The organism is Mesorhizobium sp. SP-1A (assembly GCF_032460275.1).
Classification (GTDB): Bacteria; Pseudomonadota; Alphaproteobacteria; order Rhizobiales; family Rhizobiaceae; genus Mesorhizobium.
Map to the genome: position 1 here is coordinate 59696 of NZ_JAVXZD010000011.1, position 17655 is coordinate 77350.

At 65.1% G+C, this 17655-nt stretch carries 16 protein-coding genes; 4 read left to right on the forward strand and 12 right to left on the reverse strand.

Annotated features, from left to right (window positions below; all coding sequences use genetic code 11):
- Window positions 1–99: 99 nt before the first annotated feature.
- From mnhG to QU595_RS28090, 6 genes are read right to left on the reverse strand one after another with little or no spacing between them, the layout of a single operon-like run.
- The gene (mnhG, locus tag QU595_RS28065) at window positions 100–483 is read right to left on the reverse strand and encodes a monovalent cation/H(+) antiporter subunit G (RefSeq protein ID WP_315928247.1); all 384 of its coding nucleotides are present in this window, start codon (window positions 481–483) and stop codon (window positions 100–102) included.
- Window positions 480–761: a K+/H+ antiporter subunit F gene (locus QU595_RS28070; RefSeq protein WP_315928249.1), complete on the reverse strand. Its 282-nt coding sequence runs from the start codon at window positions 759–761 to the stop codon at window positions 480–482. Before QU595_RS28070 ends, mnhG begins: the two co-directional genes overlap by 4 nt.
- On the reverse strand, window positions 758–1243 hold the full coding sequence (locus QU595_RS28075) for a Na+/H+ antiporter subunit E (protein WP_315928251.1): 486 nt from the start codon (window positions 1241–1243) through the stop codon (window positions 758–760). The genes QU595_RS28070 and QU595_RS28075 overlap by 4 nt, the downstream gene beginning before the upstream one ends.
- A complete protein-coding gene (locus QU595_RS28080) occupies window positions 1240–2883 on the reverse strand; it encodes a monovalent cation/H+ antiporter subunit D (protein WP_315928253.1) in 1644 nt (547 codons plus the stop codon). The genes QU595_RS28075 and QU595_RS28080 overlap by 4 nt, the downstream gene beginning before the upstream one ends.
- On the reverse strand, window positions 2883–3224 hold the full coding sequence (locus QU595_RS28085) for a Na+/H+ antiporter subunit C (RefSeq protein WP_315928255.1): 342 nt from the start codon (window positions 3222–3224) through the stop codon (window positions 2883–2885). The genes QU595_RS28080 and QU595_RS28085 overlap by 1 nt, the downstream gene beginning before the upstream one ends.
- Window positions 3224–6121 (reverse strand): monovalent cation/H+ antiporter subunit A, encoded by a 2898-nt coding sequence (locus QU595_RS28090; RefSeq protein WP_315928257.1) that lies wholly within the window; start codon window positions 6119–6121, stop codon window positions 3224–3226. The genes QU595_RS28085 and QU595_RS28090 overlap by 1 nt, the downstream gene beginning before the upstream one ends.
- A 259-nt stretch (window positions 6122–6380) precedes the next feature.
- Between QU595_RS28090 and QU595_RS28095 the strand changes: the two genes are divergently transcribed.
- Window positions 6381–7772: a multicopper oxidase family protein gene (locus QU595_RS28095; protein WP_315928259.1), complete on the forward strand. Its 1392-nt coding sequence runs from the start codon at window positions 6381–6383 to the stop codon at window positions 7770–7772.
- Window positions 7773–7789: 17 nt separating this feature from the next.
- Here the strand turns inward: QU595_RS28095 and nadC are convergent, their stop codons facing one another.
- From nadC to QU595_RS28125, 6 genes are all read right to left on the reverse strand, one after another.
- Complete coding sequence (nadC, locus tag QU595_RS28100) at window positions 7790–8638, reverse strand: carboxylating nicotinate-nucleotide diphosphorylase (RefSeq protein ID WP_315928261.1); 849 nt, start codon at window positions 8636–8638, stop codon at window positions 7790–7792.
- A 4-nt stretch (window positions 8639–8642) separates the two neighbouring features.
- On the reverse strand, window positions 8643–10190 hold the full coding sequence (locus QU595_RS28105) for an L-aspartate oxidase (RefSeq protein ID WP_315928263.1): 1548 nt from the start codon (window positions 10188–10190) through the stop codon (window positions 8643–8645).
- Complete coding sequence (gene nadA, locus QU595_RS28110; protein WP_315928265.1) at window positions 10187–11161, reverse strand: quinolinate synthase NadA; 975 nt, start codon at window positions 11159–11161, stop codon at window positions 10187–10189. Before nadA ends, QU595_RS28105 begins: the two co-directional genes overlap by 4 nt.
- Window positions 11162–11228: 67 nt before the next feature.
- Window positions 11229–12197 (reverse strand): NrtR DNA-binding winged helix domain-containing protein, encoded by a 969-nt coding sequence (locus QU595_RS28115; RefSeq protein WP_315928267.1) that lies wholly within the window; start codon window positions 12195–12197, stop codon window positions 11229–11231.
- A 136-nt stretch (window positions 12198–12333) separates the two neighbouring features.
- Complete coding sequence (locus tag QU595_RS28120; protein ID WP_315928269.1) at window positions 12334–13665, reverse strand: MFS transporter; 1332 nt, start codon at window positions 13663–13665, stop codon at window positions 12334–12336.
- Entirely contained in the window at window positions 13626–15296 is a 1671-nt protein-coding gene (locus QU595_RS28125) for a choline dehydrogenase (RefSeq protein ID WP_315928271.1), read from the reverse strand. The genes QU595_RS28120 and QU595_RS28125 overlap by 40 nt, the downstream gene beginning before the upstream one ends.
- Before the next feature lie 191 nt (window positions 15297–15487).
- Here QU595_RS28125 and QU595_RS28130 point away from each other — a divergent pair, with 191 nt between their 5' ends.
- From QU595_RS28130 to QU595_RS28140, 3 genes are all read left to right on the forward strand, one after another.
- A complete protein-coding gene (locus QU595_RS28130; protein ID WP_315928273.1) occupies window positions 15488–16261 on the forward strand; it encodes an IclR family transcriptional regulator in 774 nt (257 codons plus the stop codon).
- Window positions 16262–16489: 228 nt separating this feature from the next.
- On the forward strand, window positions 16490–16927 hold the full coding sequence (locus QU595_RS28135) for an antitoxin Xre/MbcA/ParS toxin-binding domain-containing protein (RefSeq protein ID WP_315928275.1): 438 nt from the start codon (window positions 16490–16492) through the stop codon (window positions 16925–16927).
- Window positions 16927–17628 carry an RES family NAD+ phosphorylase gene (locus QU595_RS28140; protein ID WP_315928277.1) on the forward strand — a complete coding sequence of 234 codons (702 nt, stop codon included), beginning with the start codon at window positions 16927–16929 and terminating at the stop codon, window positions 17626–17628. The genes QU595_RS28135 and QU595_RS28140 overlap by 1 nt, the downstream gene beginning before the upstream one ends.
- The last annotated feature ends 27 nt before the right edge of the window (window positions 17629–17655 follow it).

The following is a 17655-nucleotide window of genomic DNA, read 5'->3' on the forward strand; positions in this document are numbered from 1 at the left end:
GATCTATACGACGCCCGCCGCACCTCCTCCCGCGGCGGGCGTTGTGTTTTTCAGGACCTGGATCAGCGGAGCGGACCACGCTCGCAGGGCCTTCTTCGCCTACTCCTGTCGAGCCGACTGTTGACCGCGGTAGACAACCGCCTGCGCCGGCACGTCATCGCCGCCTTCCGCGCGGCTTCGATACAGAACGGCGCGAGCAAGCAGCATCAGCGTCACCGGCGTCGTGACGGTGATGAACACGCCGATCAGCAGTTCATGCAGCACGAGGCGCGCGCCGGACACCGAGAAGAAAACCATCGAAGCGAGCAATATGGCGCCTGTGCCCCAACTTGTGCCGAGCGTCGGCGCATGGATCCGTTCGAAAAAGGAGCCGAGCCGCAAGGCGCCTACGGCACCGACAAGGGTCAGCCCGGCACCGGCGAGCACCAGAACGGCGGTCGCGATGGCCGCCCATGCGGGCAGCGACTGTGCGGCTTCGCTCATTCGATCACCTCGCCACGCATCAGGAACTTGGCGAGCGCCACGGTCGAAACAAAGCCGACGATCGCGATCACCAGCGCCATCTCGAAGTAGAGGGTGCTGCCTGTGCGAATGCCGAATATCAAGGCCAGAAGCATCGCGCAGACATACATGGCGTCGAGGCAGAGCACGCGATCCTGCGCGCGCGGCCCGCGAATGAGCCGGTAGACGTAGCAGAGCATCGCAAGCACGATCATCAGCTGAGCGATGCACAGTGACCAGGACAGGATCGCGGCGCTCATTCGAAGATCTCCATCAGCATCGCTTCGTAGCGGTTCTTGATCAGGTCGATCCATTCCGCCTCGTCGCGCAGGTCGAGCACATGGATCAGCAGCATGCCGGAGATGGAATCATACTCGATCCACGCCGTGCCCGGCGTGCTGGTCACGATGCAGGCGAGCAGCGCCAGCGCCGTTCGGTCCCTGAGCGCAAGCGGAATCGCGACGAAGCCGGCGACACGGTCACGCCGCCGCCCTTGCAATATCACGCCGGCGACCGCCAGGTTCGACTGCATTATGTCGAGCGCCACGACAGCGCATAGCCGAGGGATAAGCCGCCATCGATGCAATCTTGGCTTCGAAGGCTGCAATGCCGCCAGCGCCCGCGACGCAATCAGCGCGACGACGATGCCGAGCAGAAGATGGCCCGGCGAAAAGCTGTTGAGCATCATCCACATCAGGACGAGGAATGAAGCGAACAGCGGATAGGGGAACACGCGGCTCATGGCGCCGCCCCCGCCGCGCTGCCCCGGATGTCCGCTTGCGGCAGCACCTTGCCGATATAGCGGTCCTGTTGGTGCATGGAGCGCGCCGTCGCGTCCGTGTAGCGCATCACCGCGCCGCCTTCGACCGTCAAAGCCAGGCAGAGCCCGATCAGAAGCACGATCGGCGCCGCCTCGACCACCCGGACGCGCGGCACGATGACTTCCAGCGGCGCCCAGAAGGTGCGTATACCGGTGCGCATCATGGAAATAAGCGCCGCCAGGCCCGACAGGATGAGCAGGGCCGCGAACGCCCATGTCCGGCCGGGTATCTCCGTCGCCACGCCGAGCCCGTCGAGATTCAACATGGCTGTCAGCAGCGCGAACTTGCCGATGAAACCCGAAAGCGGCGGCAGGCCGGCCAGCAGCAAGGCGATGCAGCCGAAACATATGCCGATGATCGCGAGCGCGCCGGGCAGCGCGACGCCGACTTCTTCGTCCTCCGTCTCCTCGTCATCGATCTCGTCGCCATAGGCTTCCATGGTCACGGTCAGCAGGTCCGCTCCGGGTTCCTGGGCTCGTTCGACCAGTTCTATCAGCAGAAAGAGAGCCGCGATGGTGAGCGTGGAGCTGACCAGGTAGAACAGCGCGCCTGAAACCACGGCCGTGTCGCCCATGCCGACGGAAGCCAGCAGCGTGCCGGAAGAAACCAGCAGGCTATAGCCTGCAAGCCTGCCCATCGCCTGCGATGCCAGAACACCGATGGCTCCGAAGGCTATCGTGGCCATGCCGCCGAACAGCAGGAAGGGACCACCGAAGCCGGTGAGCGCGCCGGCCTCGCTGCCGAACAGCAGCAAAGTGAGGCGCAGAAGAACGTAGAACCCCACCTTGCTGAGGATGGCGAAAAGCGCGGCGACGGGCGCGGCGGCGGCCATATAGGCCGAGGGCAGCCAGAAACAGAGCGGCCACATGCCGGCCTTGACGAGGAACGCCACGCCAAGGATGGCGAGACCCGCCTGGAGCAGCGTGCGGTCTCCCGCCGCAACGGCGGGCAGCCTTACTGCAAGATCGGCCATGTTGAGCGTGCCGGTGACGCCGTAGATCAGGCTGACTCCGATCAGAAACAGCAGCGACGCCGCCAGGTTGACGGCGATGTAGTGCAGGCCCGCACGCACGCGGAAAACGCCGGAGCCATGCAGCAACAAACCATAGGAGGCGGCGAGCAGCACCTCGAAAAACACGAACAGGTTGAACAGGTCGCCGGTAAGGAACGCCCCGCCGAGCCCCATCAGCAGGAACTGGAACAGCGTGTGGAAATGAGGGCCTGCCCTGTGCCAGCGGGCGAGCGAAAAGGTGAGCGAAGCGACCGCCAGGATCGAGGTCAGCAACAGCAGCAGTGCGGAGAGCCGGTCGAGCACCAGCACGATGCCGAACGGCGCCGGCCAGTCGCCGAGTGCGTAGGAGCGCGTCAGCGCCTCGGCGTCCGGCAGCTGCATGTCGGCCAGCCTGAGCAGCGCCAGCGCGACGACGAGAAGGAGCACGGTCGCGCCGATATTGATCGAAGCCTTGAGCCAATGACGCCGCTCATCGACCAGTAGCAGCACCGCACCGGCAGCCAGCGGCAGAAGGATCGGCACGATCAGGAGATGCTGCGTCCAGTCCATCAGCGCGGCTCCCGCCCGTCGACATGGTCGCTGCCGGTCAGGCCCCGCGACGCGAGCAGCACGACAAGGAACAGGGCCGTCGTCGCGAAACCGATGACGATGGCGGTCAGCACCAGCGCCTGCGGCACGGGGTCGGCATAATCGGCCACATTGACCGCGCCGCTCCCGGCAAGTACCGGCGCCGCCCCGACGCGCAGCCGGCCCATGCTGAAGATGAACAGATTGACCGCGTAGGAAAGCAAGGAGAGGCCGATGACGACCTGATAGGTGCGCGGCCGCAGCAGAAGCCAGACGCCCGACCCGGTCAGTGCTCCGATGGCAATGGCAAGCGTCAGTTCCATCACGGCTGCTCCCCGATGCGCGCGGCGCGCAGCCGCCGGATCGACTGGTGAGCGAGCGCGATAAGCACCAGCACCGTGGCCCCGACCACCAGCGAAAACACGCCGAGATCGAACAGCGCCGCACTCGCCGTCGGCACCTTTCCGATCACAGGCACGTCGATGTAGCGGAAATACGAGGTCAGGAACGGCTTGCCGAACAGCCAGGCCCCAAGACCGGTAAGAAGCGAGATGAGCAGTCCGCCGCCGATCCATTTGACCGGCAGGATGCGCAGCCTGTCTTCCACCCAGACCGTGCCGGCAGCCATATATTGCAGGATGAAGCCGGCAGCCATGGCCACGCCGGCGGCAAAGCCTCCGCCCGGCGCATCGTGACCGCGCAGGAAAAGATACGCCGCGAGCACAACGATCACGGGGAACATCCACTGCATGATGACCGCCGGCACGAAAAGATATTCGGCGGCCGTCGCCCCGGGCTCCCGGTCCGGTGCCGCCTCGTCATGGGCATGCTGGATGCGCTGCTGCTCCGGCCGTCCGATGCTGTCGGGAGCCGGGCGGAAACGGCGCAGCAGGGCAAAGACGGTGAGCGCCACGATGCCGAGCACCGTGATTTCGCCCAGCGTGTCGAAGCCGCGGAAATCGACGAGAATGACGTTGACGACATTGCGCCCGCCGCCTTCGCTGTAGGCCTTTTCCAAGAAAAAGCTGCCGATGCTGTCCGGCGGCGTGCGGGTCATGACCGCATAGGCGACGGCCGACATGCCCATACCGGCCACCACGGCCATGACGAAGTCGCGCATGCGGCGTAAGCGCGCCATCGCGCCGACCGGCTCCGTCAACGCCTGCGAGCGCTTCGGCAACCAGCGCAGGCCGAGCAGGATCAACACCGTCGTCACGATCTCGACGACAAGCTGTGTCGTGGCGAGATCCGGCGCGGAGAGCCACATGAAGGTCAGGCAGGTGACGAGGCCGGTGCCGCCGAGCAGCGCGAGTGCCGCAAGCCGGTGATATTTGGCCTGGTGAGCGGCGCCGAACGCGCAGGCGACCCCGATCGCCCACAGGCCGGCGAAAGCGAGGTCGGGAGCAGAGGAGGCTACTGGTCCGAAAGTGAAGCCTCCGACGAACAGCGGCACGAAAGCGGCCGCGAATGCGACGGACACCAGAAGCCGCAACTGAGGCTGGAGCCGCCGCGTGCCGAGGACATTTTCCAAGAAGCGCGCCCAGCGCCAGGAGACGGTGACCAGCACGCGCTCGAAGATGCGCTGACCATTGAGGCGGCCGATCAGGAACGGTCGTTCCGACGCCTCCAGATAATTTCCGATCGCCAGATAGAGCAAAGTGCCCGCGACCAGCGCGATCACGCTCATGGCCAGAGGTATGGTGAAGCCGTGCCAGATAGCAAGGCTGTATTCCGGCGTTTCCGCGCCGAGCACGGACGAGACCGCGACATGCAGGTAGGGGCCGATGGTCGGGCCCGGAACGATACCGACGACCAGGCAGGCAAAGACCAGGAAGGACACCGGAAAGCGCATCCAGAAAGGCGGCTCGTGCGGTTCGCGCGGGAAGTTTTCGGGCGGCGCGCCCATGAATATGGAATGGATCAGACGCATCGAATAGGTGACGGCAAGGGCGCTGCCCAGCACGGCCGCATAGGGAGCTATCCTGTCCACCCAGGAATCGGCATGCGTGGCGACCGCTTCGGCGAAGAACATCTCCTTGGAGAGGAAGCCGTTGAGCAGCGGCACGCCGGCCATGGCGGCGCTGGCCACCGTTGCCAGGGTGCCGGTGATCGGCATGTAGCGGAACAGGCCGCTCAACCGCCTCAGGTCGCGCGTGCCCGTTTCGTGGTCGATGATGCCGGCGGCCATGAAGAGTGAGGCTTTGAAAGTCGCATGGTTCACCATGTGGAAGATGGCCGCCACCGCGCCCAGCGGACTGCCGAGACTGAGAAGCAGCGTGATCAGGCCCAGATGGCTAATCGTGGAGTAGGCGAGCAGACCCTTCAGGTCCTGCTGGAACATGGCGAGATAGGCGCCGAGCACCAGGGAGGCCATGCCGGCGAGACCGACGATCGTGAACCATTCGGGCGTACCGGACAGCACCGGCCACAGTCTGGCCATCAGGAACACGCCTGCCTTCACCATCGTGGCCGAATGCAGATAGGCCGACACCGGCGTCGGCGCGGCCATGGCATTGGGCAGCCAGAAATGGAAGGGGAACTGCGCGCTCTTGGTGAAGGCTCCGAGCAGGATCAGCAGGAGAGCCGGAACATAGAGGTCGCTCGAGCGGATCAGGTCGCCCGATTGCAGCACGCGGTCGAGATCGTAGCTGCCGACGATATGACCGATGACAAGCACGCCGGCGAGCAGCCCCAGGCCGCCGATTGCCGTTACCGTCAAGGCCATTCGCGCGCCGTCGCGCGCCGCCGGATTCTGGTGCCAATAGCCGATCAGAAGGAAGGAGAAGATGCTGGTCAGTTCCCAGAACACGACCAGCAGGATGAGGTTGCCCGAAGTGACCACCCCGAGCATCGATCCCATGAACGCCAGGAAGAGCAGGTAGAACCTGCGCACGGAATCGTCCGGCGAGATGTAGTAGCGTGTGTAGATGACGACGAGAAAGCCCATGCCGCTGACCAGCACGGCGAACAGCCAGGCGAAGCCGTCCATCCTCAGCACCAGATTCAGCCCGAGGCTCGGTATCCACTCCATTTCCTGCCGCACCACGGCGCCGCCGGCGATGGAAGGGTAGAAAGCGATTGCAAGAGCCAGGCAGAAAAGCGTGGTCCCGCCGGCCAGCCAGGTAGCCGGGTTACGGGAATCGGATGGCAGGAAGACAGCAGCCAGGCTCGCCAGGAAAGGGACTGCAACGATCAGAAATAGCGACGAAGTCCCCGTCATCCTTCGATATAGCTCACAAATCCTGGCGTATGGGTTGATCCCTGATGGCAGGACGTCCGCAGGCCGAAAACCCGGACGCCTCAGGTAGATAGACTGCTTATGCGGCCGGACGCAAGGATGCTTGGCGCTTTGAGCGGCCATGAAGCGGAGGAAAATCCGCCTCATCTTCATGCGACCGTTTGGCTGGGCCGACGCTATTGATGAGGACACAGGTCAACTTTAAAGTGGACACAGCCATCTCCGCACCCGGGTTACCTGAATGCCTGTCCTGACGCGCCGCAACTTCCTGAAGGCTTCCGCTGCCAGCGCCTGCGGTCTGGGGTTTGGGATGACGGGCAATCTGGTCGGCACCGCCCTGTCCGCCGCCGACCCCGTTGTCCTGAAGACGGCGAAGATACAGGCGCAGTTGGCAGACACCGGGCCGACGCGGGACGTGCTGACCTATGGTGAGGCGGGGATGCCGCCGGTGCTGCGCTTGACAAAGGGAAAGCCGTTCGCCGCAAGGCTGGTCAACGGCCTCGACGAGCCGACCACGGTCCATTGGCACGGCGTTCGCGTCCCGAACAAGATGGACGGCGTTCCGTTCATGACGCAACCCTATGTCTATACCGGCGACAGGTTCGACTATGCTTTCGCGCCGCCCGACGCCGGAACCTTCTGGTACCATCCACATTGCAACACGCTGACCCAGATGGGTCACGGCATGACCGGCGTGATCGTCGTGGAAAATCCGAACGATCCGCAATTCGACGCGGAAGTCGTACTCAACCTGCGAGATTGGCGCCTTGGCGGCGACGGCCAGTTCATCGCCCAGTTCCGCCCGCGCGACGCGGCGAAGTCCGGCACTTTCGGCACGGTGCGCACGACCAATTGGCAGGACGAACCGCGCTACGACGCCCCGGCGGGCGGGCTCGTCCGGTTGCGGATGGCCATCACCGACGTGACACGCGTCTATTCTTTCCAGATGGAGGGAGCGGAGGCGATGGTGATCGCCATCGACGGCAATCCGCTGCCGCAGCTTTTCCCGCTCGATGTGCTCCAGCTCGGGCCGGGCCAGCGTCTGGAATTGGCAGTGCGCATGCCCGACAGCGAGGGCGCGATCGTCAGCCTGAAGGACATCAAGGGCACCAGCCCCAAGGTTCTGGCGACGTTGCGCGCGACGGGGAAATCGCTGAAACGGGACATCCGCGATCTGGAGCCGCTGGAGCCCAACCCGGTCGAAAGGGTGGATCTAACCTCGGCGCAGCGCATTGCGCTGAGCCTCAGCGCGACGGCCGAGAACGCCGCGGTGGAAAGCATATGCGGCTCGCTCGGCTATGCCTTCTGGGCCATCAACAAGAGGCCGTGGTCGGGAGATACGCCCGATCCGACCGAACCTCTGGCCGAGTTGAAGCTCGGCATGAGCTACATTATAGACATGGAGAACCTGACGCCGCGCATTCATCCTCTCCATCTGCACGGCATGAGCTTCACGGTGCTGTCCTCGTCCACCGGACCGGTGCGCCAGCTCGTTTCAGACACCTATCTCATCCAGCCAAACGAAAAGGTGCAGCTCGGGCTCGTCGCAGACAATCTCGGCGACTGGCTGTTCCACTGCCACATCATCGAGCATCAGAAATCGGGCATGACCTGTTATTTGCGGGTCGTCTGAACCGCCGATCGCAGCGGCTACACCGTATCCAGTCCGATATCGAGGATCGGCGCGCTGTGCGTCAGCCAGCCGATGGAGATCAGATCGACGCCGGTCGCGGCAATGGCCGGCGCGGTGGCCGGCGTAACGCGGCCCGATGCTTCCGTGACGGCGCGTCCGCCGACCATGGCGACGGCCCGCGCAAGCTGTTCGGGAGACATATTGTCCAGCAGCACCGCATCGACGCCGGTTTCCAGCGCGATCTCCAATTGATCCAGCGTGTCGACTTCGACTTCGATCTTGACCATATGGCCGCAAGCCGCCTTCGCGCGCCGAATGGCGGTGCGGATGTCGCCGGCGATGGCGATGTGGTTGTCCTTGATGAGGACGGCATCGTCCAGTCCGAAACGATGGTTGGAACCGCCGCCGGCACGCACCGCATATTTCTCCAGCGCACGCAGGCCCGGCGTCGTCTTCCTGGTACAGACGATCTGCGCTTTGTGATCCCGGATAGCATCGACGATCGCGGCGGTCGCGGTGGCGATGCCGCTCAGATGGCACAGGAAATTGAGCGCCGTCCGCTCGGCGGTGAGAAGCGTGCGCGCGGAGCCGTGTGTCGTCGCAATGGCCTCTCCGGCGCGGACGCGGCTGCCGTCGGGGCGGGCGACCGCGATCTCGATGCCCGGGTCGATGGTACGGAACGCGCAAGCCGCGATATCGAGACCCGCAACCACGCCATCCTGCCGCGCCGCAAGCGTCACGGTCGCGGAAGCGTCGGCGGGAACGATCGCGTCGGTGGTTATGTCGCCGGCCCGGCCGAGATCCTCCAGAAGCGTAGCCCGCACGAGAGGCTCGAACATGATTTGCGGCAGGGGCGAAAGCTCCATCGGATCAGGCACTCCTTGCGAACGGCGTAGCCGGTTCGGCGATCGCGCTTGCGGTCTTCATGGCCTCGCCGAGTGTGAGGCGCGAGCGGCACGCCAGGCGGTTGCGCTGGGTGAAGTCGGAACGGCAGTGCGAACCACGGCTTTCATCGCGTTCGAACGCAGCGACTGCCATCATCAATGCGACCGCTGCGGGGTCGGATGCCGCATCGCAACTTTCGGCCAGCGGCAGCAGGGCCGCGACGGCGGTGCGCAGCGCCTCTCCGTCTCGCACGATGCCGAGCGCTTTGGAAACGATGGGCCGGACTGGCGCAGGATCCGGTTGCGTGGGCACGATCGCAGGCAATCGCCGACGATTGCCGCGCGGCGAGACGGCAGCCACGCTCTTTGCGACCCATGCGGCAGACACGACCGCCTCGGTAAGCGAATTGCTGGCGAGCCGGTTGGCGCCGTGCAGGCCGTTGCTGGCGACTTCACCGCAGGCCCAAAGACCAGGCACGGAACTGCGGCCGTCGCCATCCACCGCCACACCGCCCATATGATAGTGAACCGCGGGCCGCACGGGGATGGGCTCGACAGCGGGATCGATCCCCGCCTCCCGGCAAAGCTGCGCGATGCGCGGAAAACGGGCCGCGAACCTGTGGCCGAGACATTGCCGCGCATCGAGGAACACCTGCCGCCCGGCAGCCAGTTCCTTCCACACCGCCCGTGCCACGACGTCGCGCGGAGCAAGTTCGGCGCCGGGTGTATCGGCCAGGAAGCGCCGGCCATGCCCGTCGACCAGCACGGCTCCTTCGCCGCGCACGGCCTCGCTCACCAGCGACATCGGGCGCTGCGGCGTATCCAGCGCGGTGGGATGGAACTGCACGAATTCGAGGTCGGCGAGCGCGGCGCCGGCGCGGGCCGCCAGCGACAGCCCCTGGCCGAACGAGCCGAGCGGATTGGTCGTGTCGGCAAACAACCCGCCCACGCCGCCAGTCGCCAGCACGACGCGGTCGCTGGCAAGGGCCACCGCGCCGGCGTTTCCAACCGCTACTACCCCGACGATCCCACCGTCCTCCACCAGAAGGCGGCGAACGTCCATGCCTTCGAGCACTGTGATCGACGGCATGCGCCGCACCGCTGCGACAAGGGCGCGAACCAGTTCGCGGCCGGTGGCATCGCCTGCGGCGTGGACGATCCGCCGCCGTGAATGCGCCGCCTCCAGCCCGAGCAGAGGCGTACCGTCAGGCGCGCAATCGAGTGCAAGGCCAAGGCGACGCAGGGCGTCGATGGCGTGCGGAGCGGCTTCGACGACGCGCCTGACCACGGCTTCGTCGCACAAGCCGTCGCCCGCCGCCAATGTGTCTGCGACATGCAGTTCCGGGCTGTCGTCCGCTCCGAGGCTTGCAGCAAGTCCCCCCTGGGCAAGAACGCTGGAGGATTCTACCCCGAGCGGCGCCTTGGTGAGCAGGACGACCGGCTCCGGCGCGAGCCGGAGCGCGGTCATCAAACCCGCCGCGCCAGCGCCGACGATGATCGGCCGGCCGCACAGATCATGGACATCGGCGTTCATATGGCGAGCATGCGCTCCACGGCGCGGCGAGCGCGATCCGCGACTTCGGGATCGATGGTCACGGCATGCCTGTCGTGTTCCAGCGCATCGCGGATGTTGGCGAGCGTGATGCGCTTCATGTGCGGGCACAGGTTGCAGGGCCGCACGAAATCCACATCCGGATGCTCGACGGCGACGTTGTCGCTCATGGAGCATTCGGTCATCAGCACCACACGCGCCGGCTTGTGCCGCCCGACATAGTCCGACATCGCCGCCGTCGAGCCGGCGAAATCCGCCTCCGCGATCACTTCGGGCGGGCATTCGGGATGGGCAAGCACGGTGACGCCCGGATTGGCTTCGCGCAATTCGCGAATATCGGAAGGCGTGAAGCGCTCATGGACCTCGCAATGTCCCTTCCAGGCGATGATCTCGACTTTGGTCTGCGCGGCGATGTTGCGGGCCAGATATTCATCCGGCAGCATGATGACGCGCGGTACACCGAGCGACTCGACCACCGCCAGCGCATTGCCGGAGGTGCAGCAGATATCGGATTCAGCCTTCACCGCCGCCGAAGTGTTCACATAAGTGACGATCGGCACGCCCGGATGGCGCTCGCGCATCAGCCGCACGTCTTCTGCCGTGATGGAATCGGCCAGCGAGCATCCGGCGCCGAGATCGGGGATCAGCACGGTCTTGCCGGGATTGAGCAGCTTCGCCGTCTCGGCCATGAAATGCACGCCCGCCAGCACGATGACATCGGCATCGACGGCCATCGCCTTGCGGGCCAGTGCCAGGCTGTCGCCCACGATATCGGCCACGCAATGGAATATCTCCGGCGTCTGGTAGTTGTGCGCCAGGATGACCGCGTTGCGCTCGCGCTTCAGCTTCAGGATCGCGTCGATATCGCCGGAAAAGGCTGGCCATTCGATCGGCGGAATGACTCGGCGCACGCGATCGTAGAGCGAAGCGGATGTCGGTTGGGCGGCGAGCATTGGCTTCTCCGATTATGCTCTAGTTGAGTATAACTGGAGCATATGCTTACCTTGAGCATAAGAAATGTCAAGGCCGTGCGAGAGGCAATTTCGTGCCGGCCATCGCCCGTTCGGCAAGAACGGCATGACGGAAGCGGAACAGCTTCGCCGGCCGCCCACCCGTATCGGCGGTCGTGGCGCCGGTTTCCTCGACCAGTTCCTGCTGTTCGATGAGGCGACGGAAATTCTGCTTGTGAAGCGGCCGGCCGGCCAGCGCCTCCACGGTGCGCTGGAGCTGCAGAAGCGTGAAGACGGGCGGCATCAGCTCGAACACGACCGGCCGGTATTTGATCTTGGAGCGCAGCCGCGCGATCCCCGTCGCGAGGATGCGCCGGTGGTCGGCCGTCATTTCCTGGCCGGGCAACGGCGACCGCGCGGCGGCGGCGCTGCCGCGGCTGGCTTCCTCGACAAGGCCTGCCTCGTAGAGCAGTTCGTAGCGCTGCAGCGTGAGTTCCTCGTTCCAGTCACGATCGTCCAGTCCGAAGGCGATCACCACGCGCTGCCTGCGATTGCGCCGTGTCGCCTCGTCCTCGGCGCCGGCCGCCCAGGCGAGCAGGCGGGGCTGCAACACCTTCGGGATGATCGGCGCAACGCCGCTTCGGCGGTCCTCCCACGGAAAATAGTCGTACCAGCTGCGCCAGTCGCGATGGGAAGCCCCATTTGTCTGGTCTTCGCGCGTGAGGGCGAGATAGCTGATCGAGATGGCGCGCTGCTGGCGCTCGATGCCGGCGCGGTCGCGATCCGCGAACGTATAGAGCTGTTCGATGTAACCCAGCGACTGGCCGGTCTGACGCTCCACCCATGCCCTGAGGCCGGATTGCAGCGACCGGTGGCCGAGTTCGAAGGGGCCGGAAGGCAGGGCGTCGGCCTGCCCGATGGTGAGGACGCAGGGCTCGCCGTCGGTCACCGCGACGACCACGGCGATCAGGTCCACATGCACGTCGTGGACCTTGTCGCCTGTCTCTTCGGTTGTGCCTGCCGCTGCCTTTTCCTGCATGTTTCCGGAGACGGTTGTGCCGACCATCTCGGGATGATGGCTGAATCAGATCAGCGCAGAGCGTGGACGTTGCCGGCGCGCCCGTCAATGGGTCGCATATGGATCGCACGCAGCCGGCCCCGGCAACGATCGCGCCTCATCTGCGCCGTCCGGCCACCGCCAGCCCGGCGTCGCCGGGACGGGTATCCGCCACCGGCCCGCGGATCGCCGCGGCGCAGACCATGCTGATCAGCGCCGAGAACACCACATAGGCACACAGATACCAGGGGCTGCCGTTGCCGGTGGCGATCAGGTAGGTGGCGATGATGGGCGTGAGCCCGCTCGCGAAGATGCCGGAGAACTGGTAGACGAACGAGATGCCCGTATACCGCACGCGCGCGTCGAACAGATCGGAGAACAGCGCCGCCTCCGGTCCGTAGCACATGGCATAGATGACGCCGAACGGCACGATCAGCGCCAGTGCGATCATCACCGTGTCGCCGCCGCTCATCATCCAGAAGGCCGGAAACGTGCACAGCGCCAGAAGCAGCGAGCCGACGGCGTAGGTGCGCGGCCGGCCCCAGCGGTCCGACAGCTTGCCGAAGATCGGGATGGTAAAGATCATGATGAAGGCCGACAGCGTCACCAGCCACAATGCGGTCGTGCGCGGCACCTGCACATATTTCGACAGATAGACGATCGAGAACACGGCGAAGACGTTGAAGAACACACCGTCGATATAGCGCGCGCCCATACCGAGCAGGATATTCTTCGGATAATCTCGGACCATGTCCACGAAAGGAATCCTGGCTTCCGCCTGGCTGGCCTTGATGCGCTGGAATTCGGGCGTTTCCAGAATGCGCAAACGGATATAGAGGCCGACGACCACCAGAACGATGCTGGCGATGAAGCCGATGCGCCATCCCCAGGCCATGAATTGGTCTTCCGGCAGGAACGACATGATCGCGGTGACGCCGGACGCCAGGCACAGGCCGATGGCGAGCCCGATCTGCGGCAGGCTGGCATAATAGCCACGCCGCTCTTCGGGAGCGTATTCGTAGGCCATCAGCACGGCCCCGCCCCATTCGCCGCCGATGCCGATACCCTGCGCGATGCGCAGCACGAGCAGAAGGATCGGCGCCGCGACCCCGATCTGCTGATAGGTCGGCAGAAGGCCGATGAGCACGGTGGCGACGCCCATGATGAGCAGCGTGAGCACCAGCATGCTCTTGCGGCCGATCCTGTCGCCGAAATGGCCGAAGATCACGCCACCCAGCGGCCGCGCGATGAAGCCCACGGCAAAGGTGGTGTAGGCCAGCATGATCGAGACGACCGGGTCCTCGCCCGGAAAGAAAAGCGTGTTGAAGACGATGCCGGCGACGATGCCATAGAGAAAGAAATCGTACCATTCGATCGTCGCGCCGATGACGCTGGCATAGACGACGCGCCTCAGATCGCGGTCCGCCAGTCCTCCTGCCTGTCCTGCCATTCTCTCCTCCTCGATGGCGTTTCGACGTCTTCCCGGATCATGTCGGCAGCCTTCTCGCCGATCATGATGGCCGGAACATTGGTGTTGCCGGAGACCAGCCTCGGCATGATCGAGCAATCGACCACCCATAGGCCGTCGACGCCGCGCACCCGCAACCGTGGGTCGACCACGGCGTCGCGGTCCTCCGCGGGACCCATCCGGCAGGTGCCCGCGGGATGGAAAATGGTGGCGCCGTGATGGCGCGCGAAATCGAGCAGTTCCGCATCGCTCTGCTGCGCCTTGCCGGGCAGCATTTCTTCGGCAACATAGTCGGACAGCGGCTCGGTGCCCGCCAGCTTGCGGGCGAAGCGGACGGCGGCGACGGCACAACGCCGGTCGGTCTCGGCCTCGAGATAGTTCGCGACGATCTGCGGCGGCTCAAGCGGATCGGGCGAAGCCAGCGAGATCGTGCCGGTGCTTTCCGGCCGCAGCTGGCAGACCGAAAGCGTAAATCCTGGAAAGTCGTGCACCTTGCCGCCGGCCATGTCGGCCGACAACGTGGCGATGTGGAACTGGATGTCGGGCGTTTCCGATTCCGGCAGCACGCGCGTGAACAGTCCGCCCTGGTTGATGCCGATCGCCAGTGCGCCGGTGCGGAACAAAAGCCATTCCAGCCCGAGGCGGGCCCGGCCGAGCAGCGAGCGGAGCTGATCGTTGGTGGTGATCGGCTTGGTGCAGCGATAAATCAGCCGGATCTGCAAATGGTCCTGAAGGTTGCCGCCGACGCCGGGCAAGTCGGCCAGGACCGGAACGCCGTGCTGGCGCAGATGCTCGGCCGGCCCTAATCCCGAGAGCATCAGAAGTTGCGGCGACTGCACGGCGCCGGCCGACAGGATGACCCCGCGCCGGGCCCGCAGGCTGCCGGCCTGGCCCTTGTTCCGGAACTCTATGCCGGTCGCGCGCCGATCCTCGAACAGGACGCGGGTGACCTGCATCTCGGTGAAAATGGTGAGGTTCGCCCGTTGCTCGGCCGGCCGCAGATAGGCGACCGCGGTACTGCTGCGCCAGCCGTTACGGGTGGTGAGCTGGTAGTAGCCGACCCCTTCCTGGCTCGCGCCGTTGAAATCTTCGGTCCGCGGAACGCCGCAATTTTCGGCGGCGCCGATAACGGCTTCGATAAGTTCGTTCTTGCGCCCGATGCTGGTCACGCTCAGCGGACCATTGCTCCCGTGAAGCTGATCGTCGGCGAATTCTTCGTTGGCTTCCAGCTTGCGGAAATAGGGCAGCACATCGCGCCAGGACCAGCCGTCATTGCCGAGCGCTTCCCAGCCGTCATAGTCCTCCGGCTGACCGCGGACGACGATCAGGCCGTTGATGGAGGAACAGCCGCCAAGCACCCGGCCGCGCGGCCAGTAGATGCGGCGACCGCCCATATTCGCTTCCGGCTCGGTGTTGAACCGCCAGTTCACGCGCGAATCCCACATCGTCTTGCCGTAGCCGATGGGGAGATGGATCCAGAGATTGCGGTCGCGCGGACCGGCCTCGATCAAGGCGACGCTGTAGCGGCCGCCCTCCGAAAGCCGGTTGGCCAGGACGCAGCCCGACGAGCCGGCGCCCACGACGATAAAATCGAACTCTGCCGCAGCGCTCATGACCGCGCGTCTCCTCCCAGGACATGCGGAGGATGATCGACCTTTGGCAAACTGTCAACACGGTGAGATGTTTCGTCTCACTGAATGAGATATCGGAAGGACAAGACCACATCGCTCGGGAGCCTTTGACGCGATTGTGGCGCCTGCTATTGCTTGGCGCGACACCGGTCCAACGGACGAGGAAGCGCCACTTGGCACGACAGAAAGACGACGAGCGCGACAGCGGTTCGGCCATCAACCGCGTCCTCGATTTGATGGAAGCGATCGCACGCACCGGGCGCGCGCTGACCGTGCCGGAACTCTGCGGCATTCTGGATCTGCCCAAGCCGACGGCGCATCGCCTGTGCCAACGGCTTGAGAACGAAGGCTATCTGGCGCGCGAACCGGGCGGGCGTCATTATGCCGTCGGCCCGCGACTGATGCGTCTCAGCATCGACGTGCTGCGCTGGGGGGCCGGCGCGGAGCGCCGATCGATTCTCAAAGGCATCGTCGACGAGATCGGCGAAACCTGCAATTTCACCGCGCTGGCCGGCGATGAGGTCGTCTATGTCGACCGCGTGGAAGCGCGTTGGCCGCTGCGTCTTCACCTGGAGCCCGGATCGCGCGTGCCGCTGCACTGCACGGCGAGCGGCAAGCTGTTCCTCGCATCAATGCCGCCTGCGCGGCGCGAGCGGACGCTTTCGGCCATGAACCTCTCGCCCTTCACCGCCCACACCATCACCGACAGGGCGAAGCTGGAAGACGAACTCGCTGTCATCGCCAGCCAGGGCTACAGCCTCGACCGCGAGGAATTCCTGCTCGGGCTGGTGGCCATCGCCGTGCCGGTCAAGGACCGGTCCGGCGCAACGATCGCAGCCCTTGCCTGCCATGCGCCCGGCGCCCGCTTCGATCTCGGCAAGGCCGTCGAAAGGCTGCCCCTGTTCCTGGAGGCCGCCACCCGGCTCGCCGCCACGCTTCCGGATTGATCCCTGGTCCCAGCCGGCTTTTCGGCTCCCCTGCGCCTGCAACGGCAGCGTGCAGCACGCCCAGGCATTTGATTATTCGGATCGGTGCGCCGTTGCTGTCGATCAGGCGATCCGACGCGAGGACGGAAACCTCGATATCCGTCGCAGTGACGGGCGCAAAACACGGCCTGACTTGAAAATCCTGCCAATTGGCAGCATATTAGCTGCCAAACCTATGGAGATTGGACAATGGTTGCCGCACAATCGGTTGGCGACATCGCAGCCCAGGGTCCGCCGGCGAACCTGGCGGACGCATCGGCACGGTCGCGGCTCACCCCGGCAGCGATAACCGGCATCGTCAGGCTGGCGGAGATCTGGCGCCTGACCAGCGCCGAAACCTGCACCCTGATCGGCGACGTGTCGGAGCGGACCTGGTTCCGCATGAAGAAAGGCGCATGGGAAGGCACGCTCTCCCAGGACACGCTGACGCGTATCAGCGCGCTGATCGGCATCTTCAAGGGCCTGCGCCTGTTGTTTTCCGAACAGCTTGCGGACGAATGGGTGCGGCTGCCGAACAAGGGGCCGCTTTATGGCGGCCGGCGCCCGCTGGATGCGATGCTGGAAGGAGGCATTCCGAAGCTGCTGCAGGTGCGCCAGCATATCGATGCCTTGCGCGGCGGTCTCTGATGCAAAACCCGCCGAGGGTGGATATTTCCCGGCGCGACACGATCCGGCTGATTTCGACAGGCCGGCTGAAGGACCCTGTCCTGCTCCCCCTGGCCGGCAGCGATGGCGATCTGGCGGGATTGGCCGAACTCGAAGGGGCGACCAGCGGCCGCCTCAGGGCACAGGAGGGCGGCCTGCCCGACCTCGATCCGCGCGAACTGGTTTTCGGCCGGCCCGGTTACACCTTCATCAACGCCGCGTTCGCCTATACGCGGCCCGGCGGCAACCGCTTCAACGACGATTCCCGCGGCGCGTGGTATTGCGCTTTCGAGGTGGACACCGCTCTGGGGGAAATCTCGTTTCACCTGACCCGCGAACTCATCGCGATCGACCGCTTCGACAACACCACCGACTATGCCGAACTCGTCGCGGATTTCGTCGGCCGGTTCCACGATCTGCGCGGAGACGCGTTCAGGCACGATCCCGCGCTCGACCCCGACATCGCTACGGCCTATCCCGCCGGGCAGGCATTGGCGAAGCACCTGAGGGCGAAAGAGGGAGGGATCGGCATCGTCTACCCTTCCGTGCGCCGCCCGGGAGGGACCTGTCTTGCCGCTTTCTTTCCCGATCTCGTCCAGAACCTGCGCCAGGGCGGCATCTGGCGTCTGGAATGGCGCGGTTCGCCTGTGCCGACAATCCTGAACCTGGAAAACCGGCCATGACCCGACAGCCTCCGCACCGCGGCCTTG

Excerpts from the sequence above, each read along its gene's own strand:
- mnhG (WP_315928247.1), bottom strand. The coding sequence starts at position 483 with ATGAGCGAAGCCGCACAGTCGCTGCCCGCATGGGCGGCCATCGCGACC.
- QU595_RS28070 (WP_315928249.1), bottom strand. The coding sequence starts at position 761 with ATGAGCGCCGCGATCCTGTCCTGGTCACTGTGCATCGCTCAGCTGATG.
- QU595_RS28075 (WP_315928251.1), bottom strand. The coding sequence starts at position 1,243 with ATGAGCCGCGTGTTCCCCTATCCGCTGTTCGCTTCATTCCTCGTCCTG.
- QU595_RS28080 (WP_315928253.1), bottom strand. The coding sequence starts at position 2,883 with ATGGACTGGACGCAGCATCTCCTGATCGTGCCGATCCTTCTGCCGCTG.
- QU595_RS28085 (WP_315928255.1), bottom strand. The coding sequence starts at position 3,224 with ATGGAACTGACGCTTGCCATTGCCATCGGAGCACTGACCGGGTCGGGC.
- QU595_RS28090 (WP_315928257.1), bottom strand. The coding sequence starts at position 6,121 with ATGACGGGGACTTCGTCGCTATTTCTGATCGTTGCAGTCCCTTTCCTG.
- QU595_RS28095 (WP_315928259.1), top strand. The coding sequence starts at position 6,381 with ATGCCTGTCCTGACGCGCCGCAACTTCCTGAAGGCTTCCGCTGCCAGC.
- nadC (WP_315928261.1), bottom strand. The coding sequence starts at position 8,638 with ATGGAGCTTTCGCCCCTGCCGCAAATCATGTTCGAGCCTCTCGTGCGG.
- QU595_RS28105 (WP_315928263.1), bottom strand. The coding sequence starts at position 10,190 with ATGAACGCCGATGTCCATGATCTGTGCGGCCGGCCGATCATCGTCGGC.
- nadA (WP_315928265.1), bottom strand. The coding sequence starts at position 11,161 with ATGCTCGCCGCCCAACCGACATCCGCTTCGCTCTACGATCGCGTGCGC.
- QU595_RS28115 (WP_315928267.1), bottom strand. The coding sequence starts at position 12,197 with ATGCAGGAAAAGGCAGCGGCAGGCACAACCGAAGAGACAGGCGACAAG.
- QU595_RS28120 (WP_315928269.1), bottom strand. The coding sequence starts at position 13,665 with ATGGCAGGACAGGCAGGAGGACTGGCGGACCGCGATCTGAGGCGCGTC.
- QU595_RS28125 (WP_315928271.1), bottom strand. The coding sequence starts at position 15,296 with ATGAGCGCTGCGGCAGAGTTCGATTTTATCGTCGTGGGCGCCGGCTCG.
- QU595_RS28135 (WP_315928275.1), top strand. The coding sequence starts at position 16,490 with ATGGTTGCCGCACAATCGGTTGGCGACATCGCAGCCCAGGGTCCGCCG.
- QU595_RS28140 (WP_315928277.1), top strand. The coding sequence starts at position 16,927 with ATGCAAAACCCGCCGAGGGTGGATATTTCCCGGCGCGACACGATCCGG.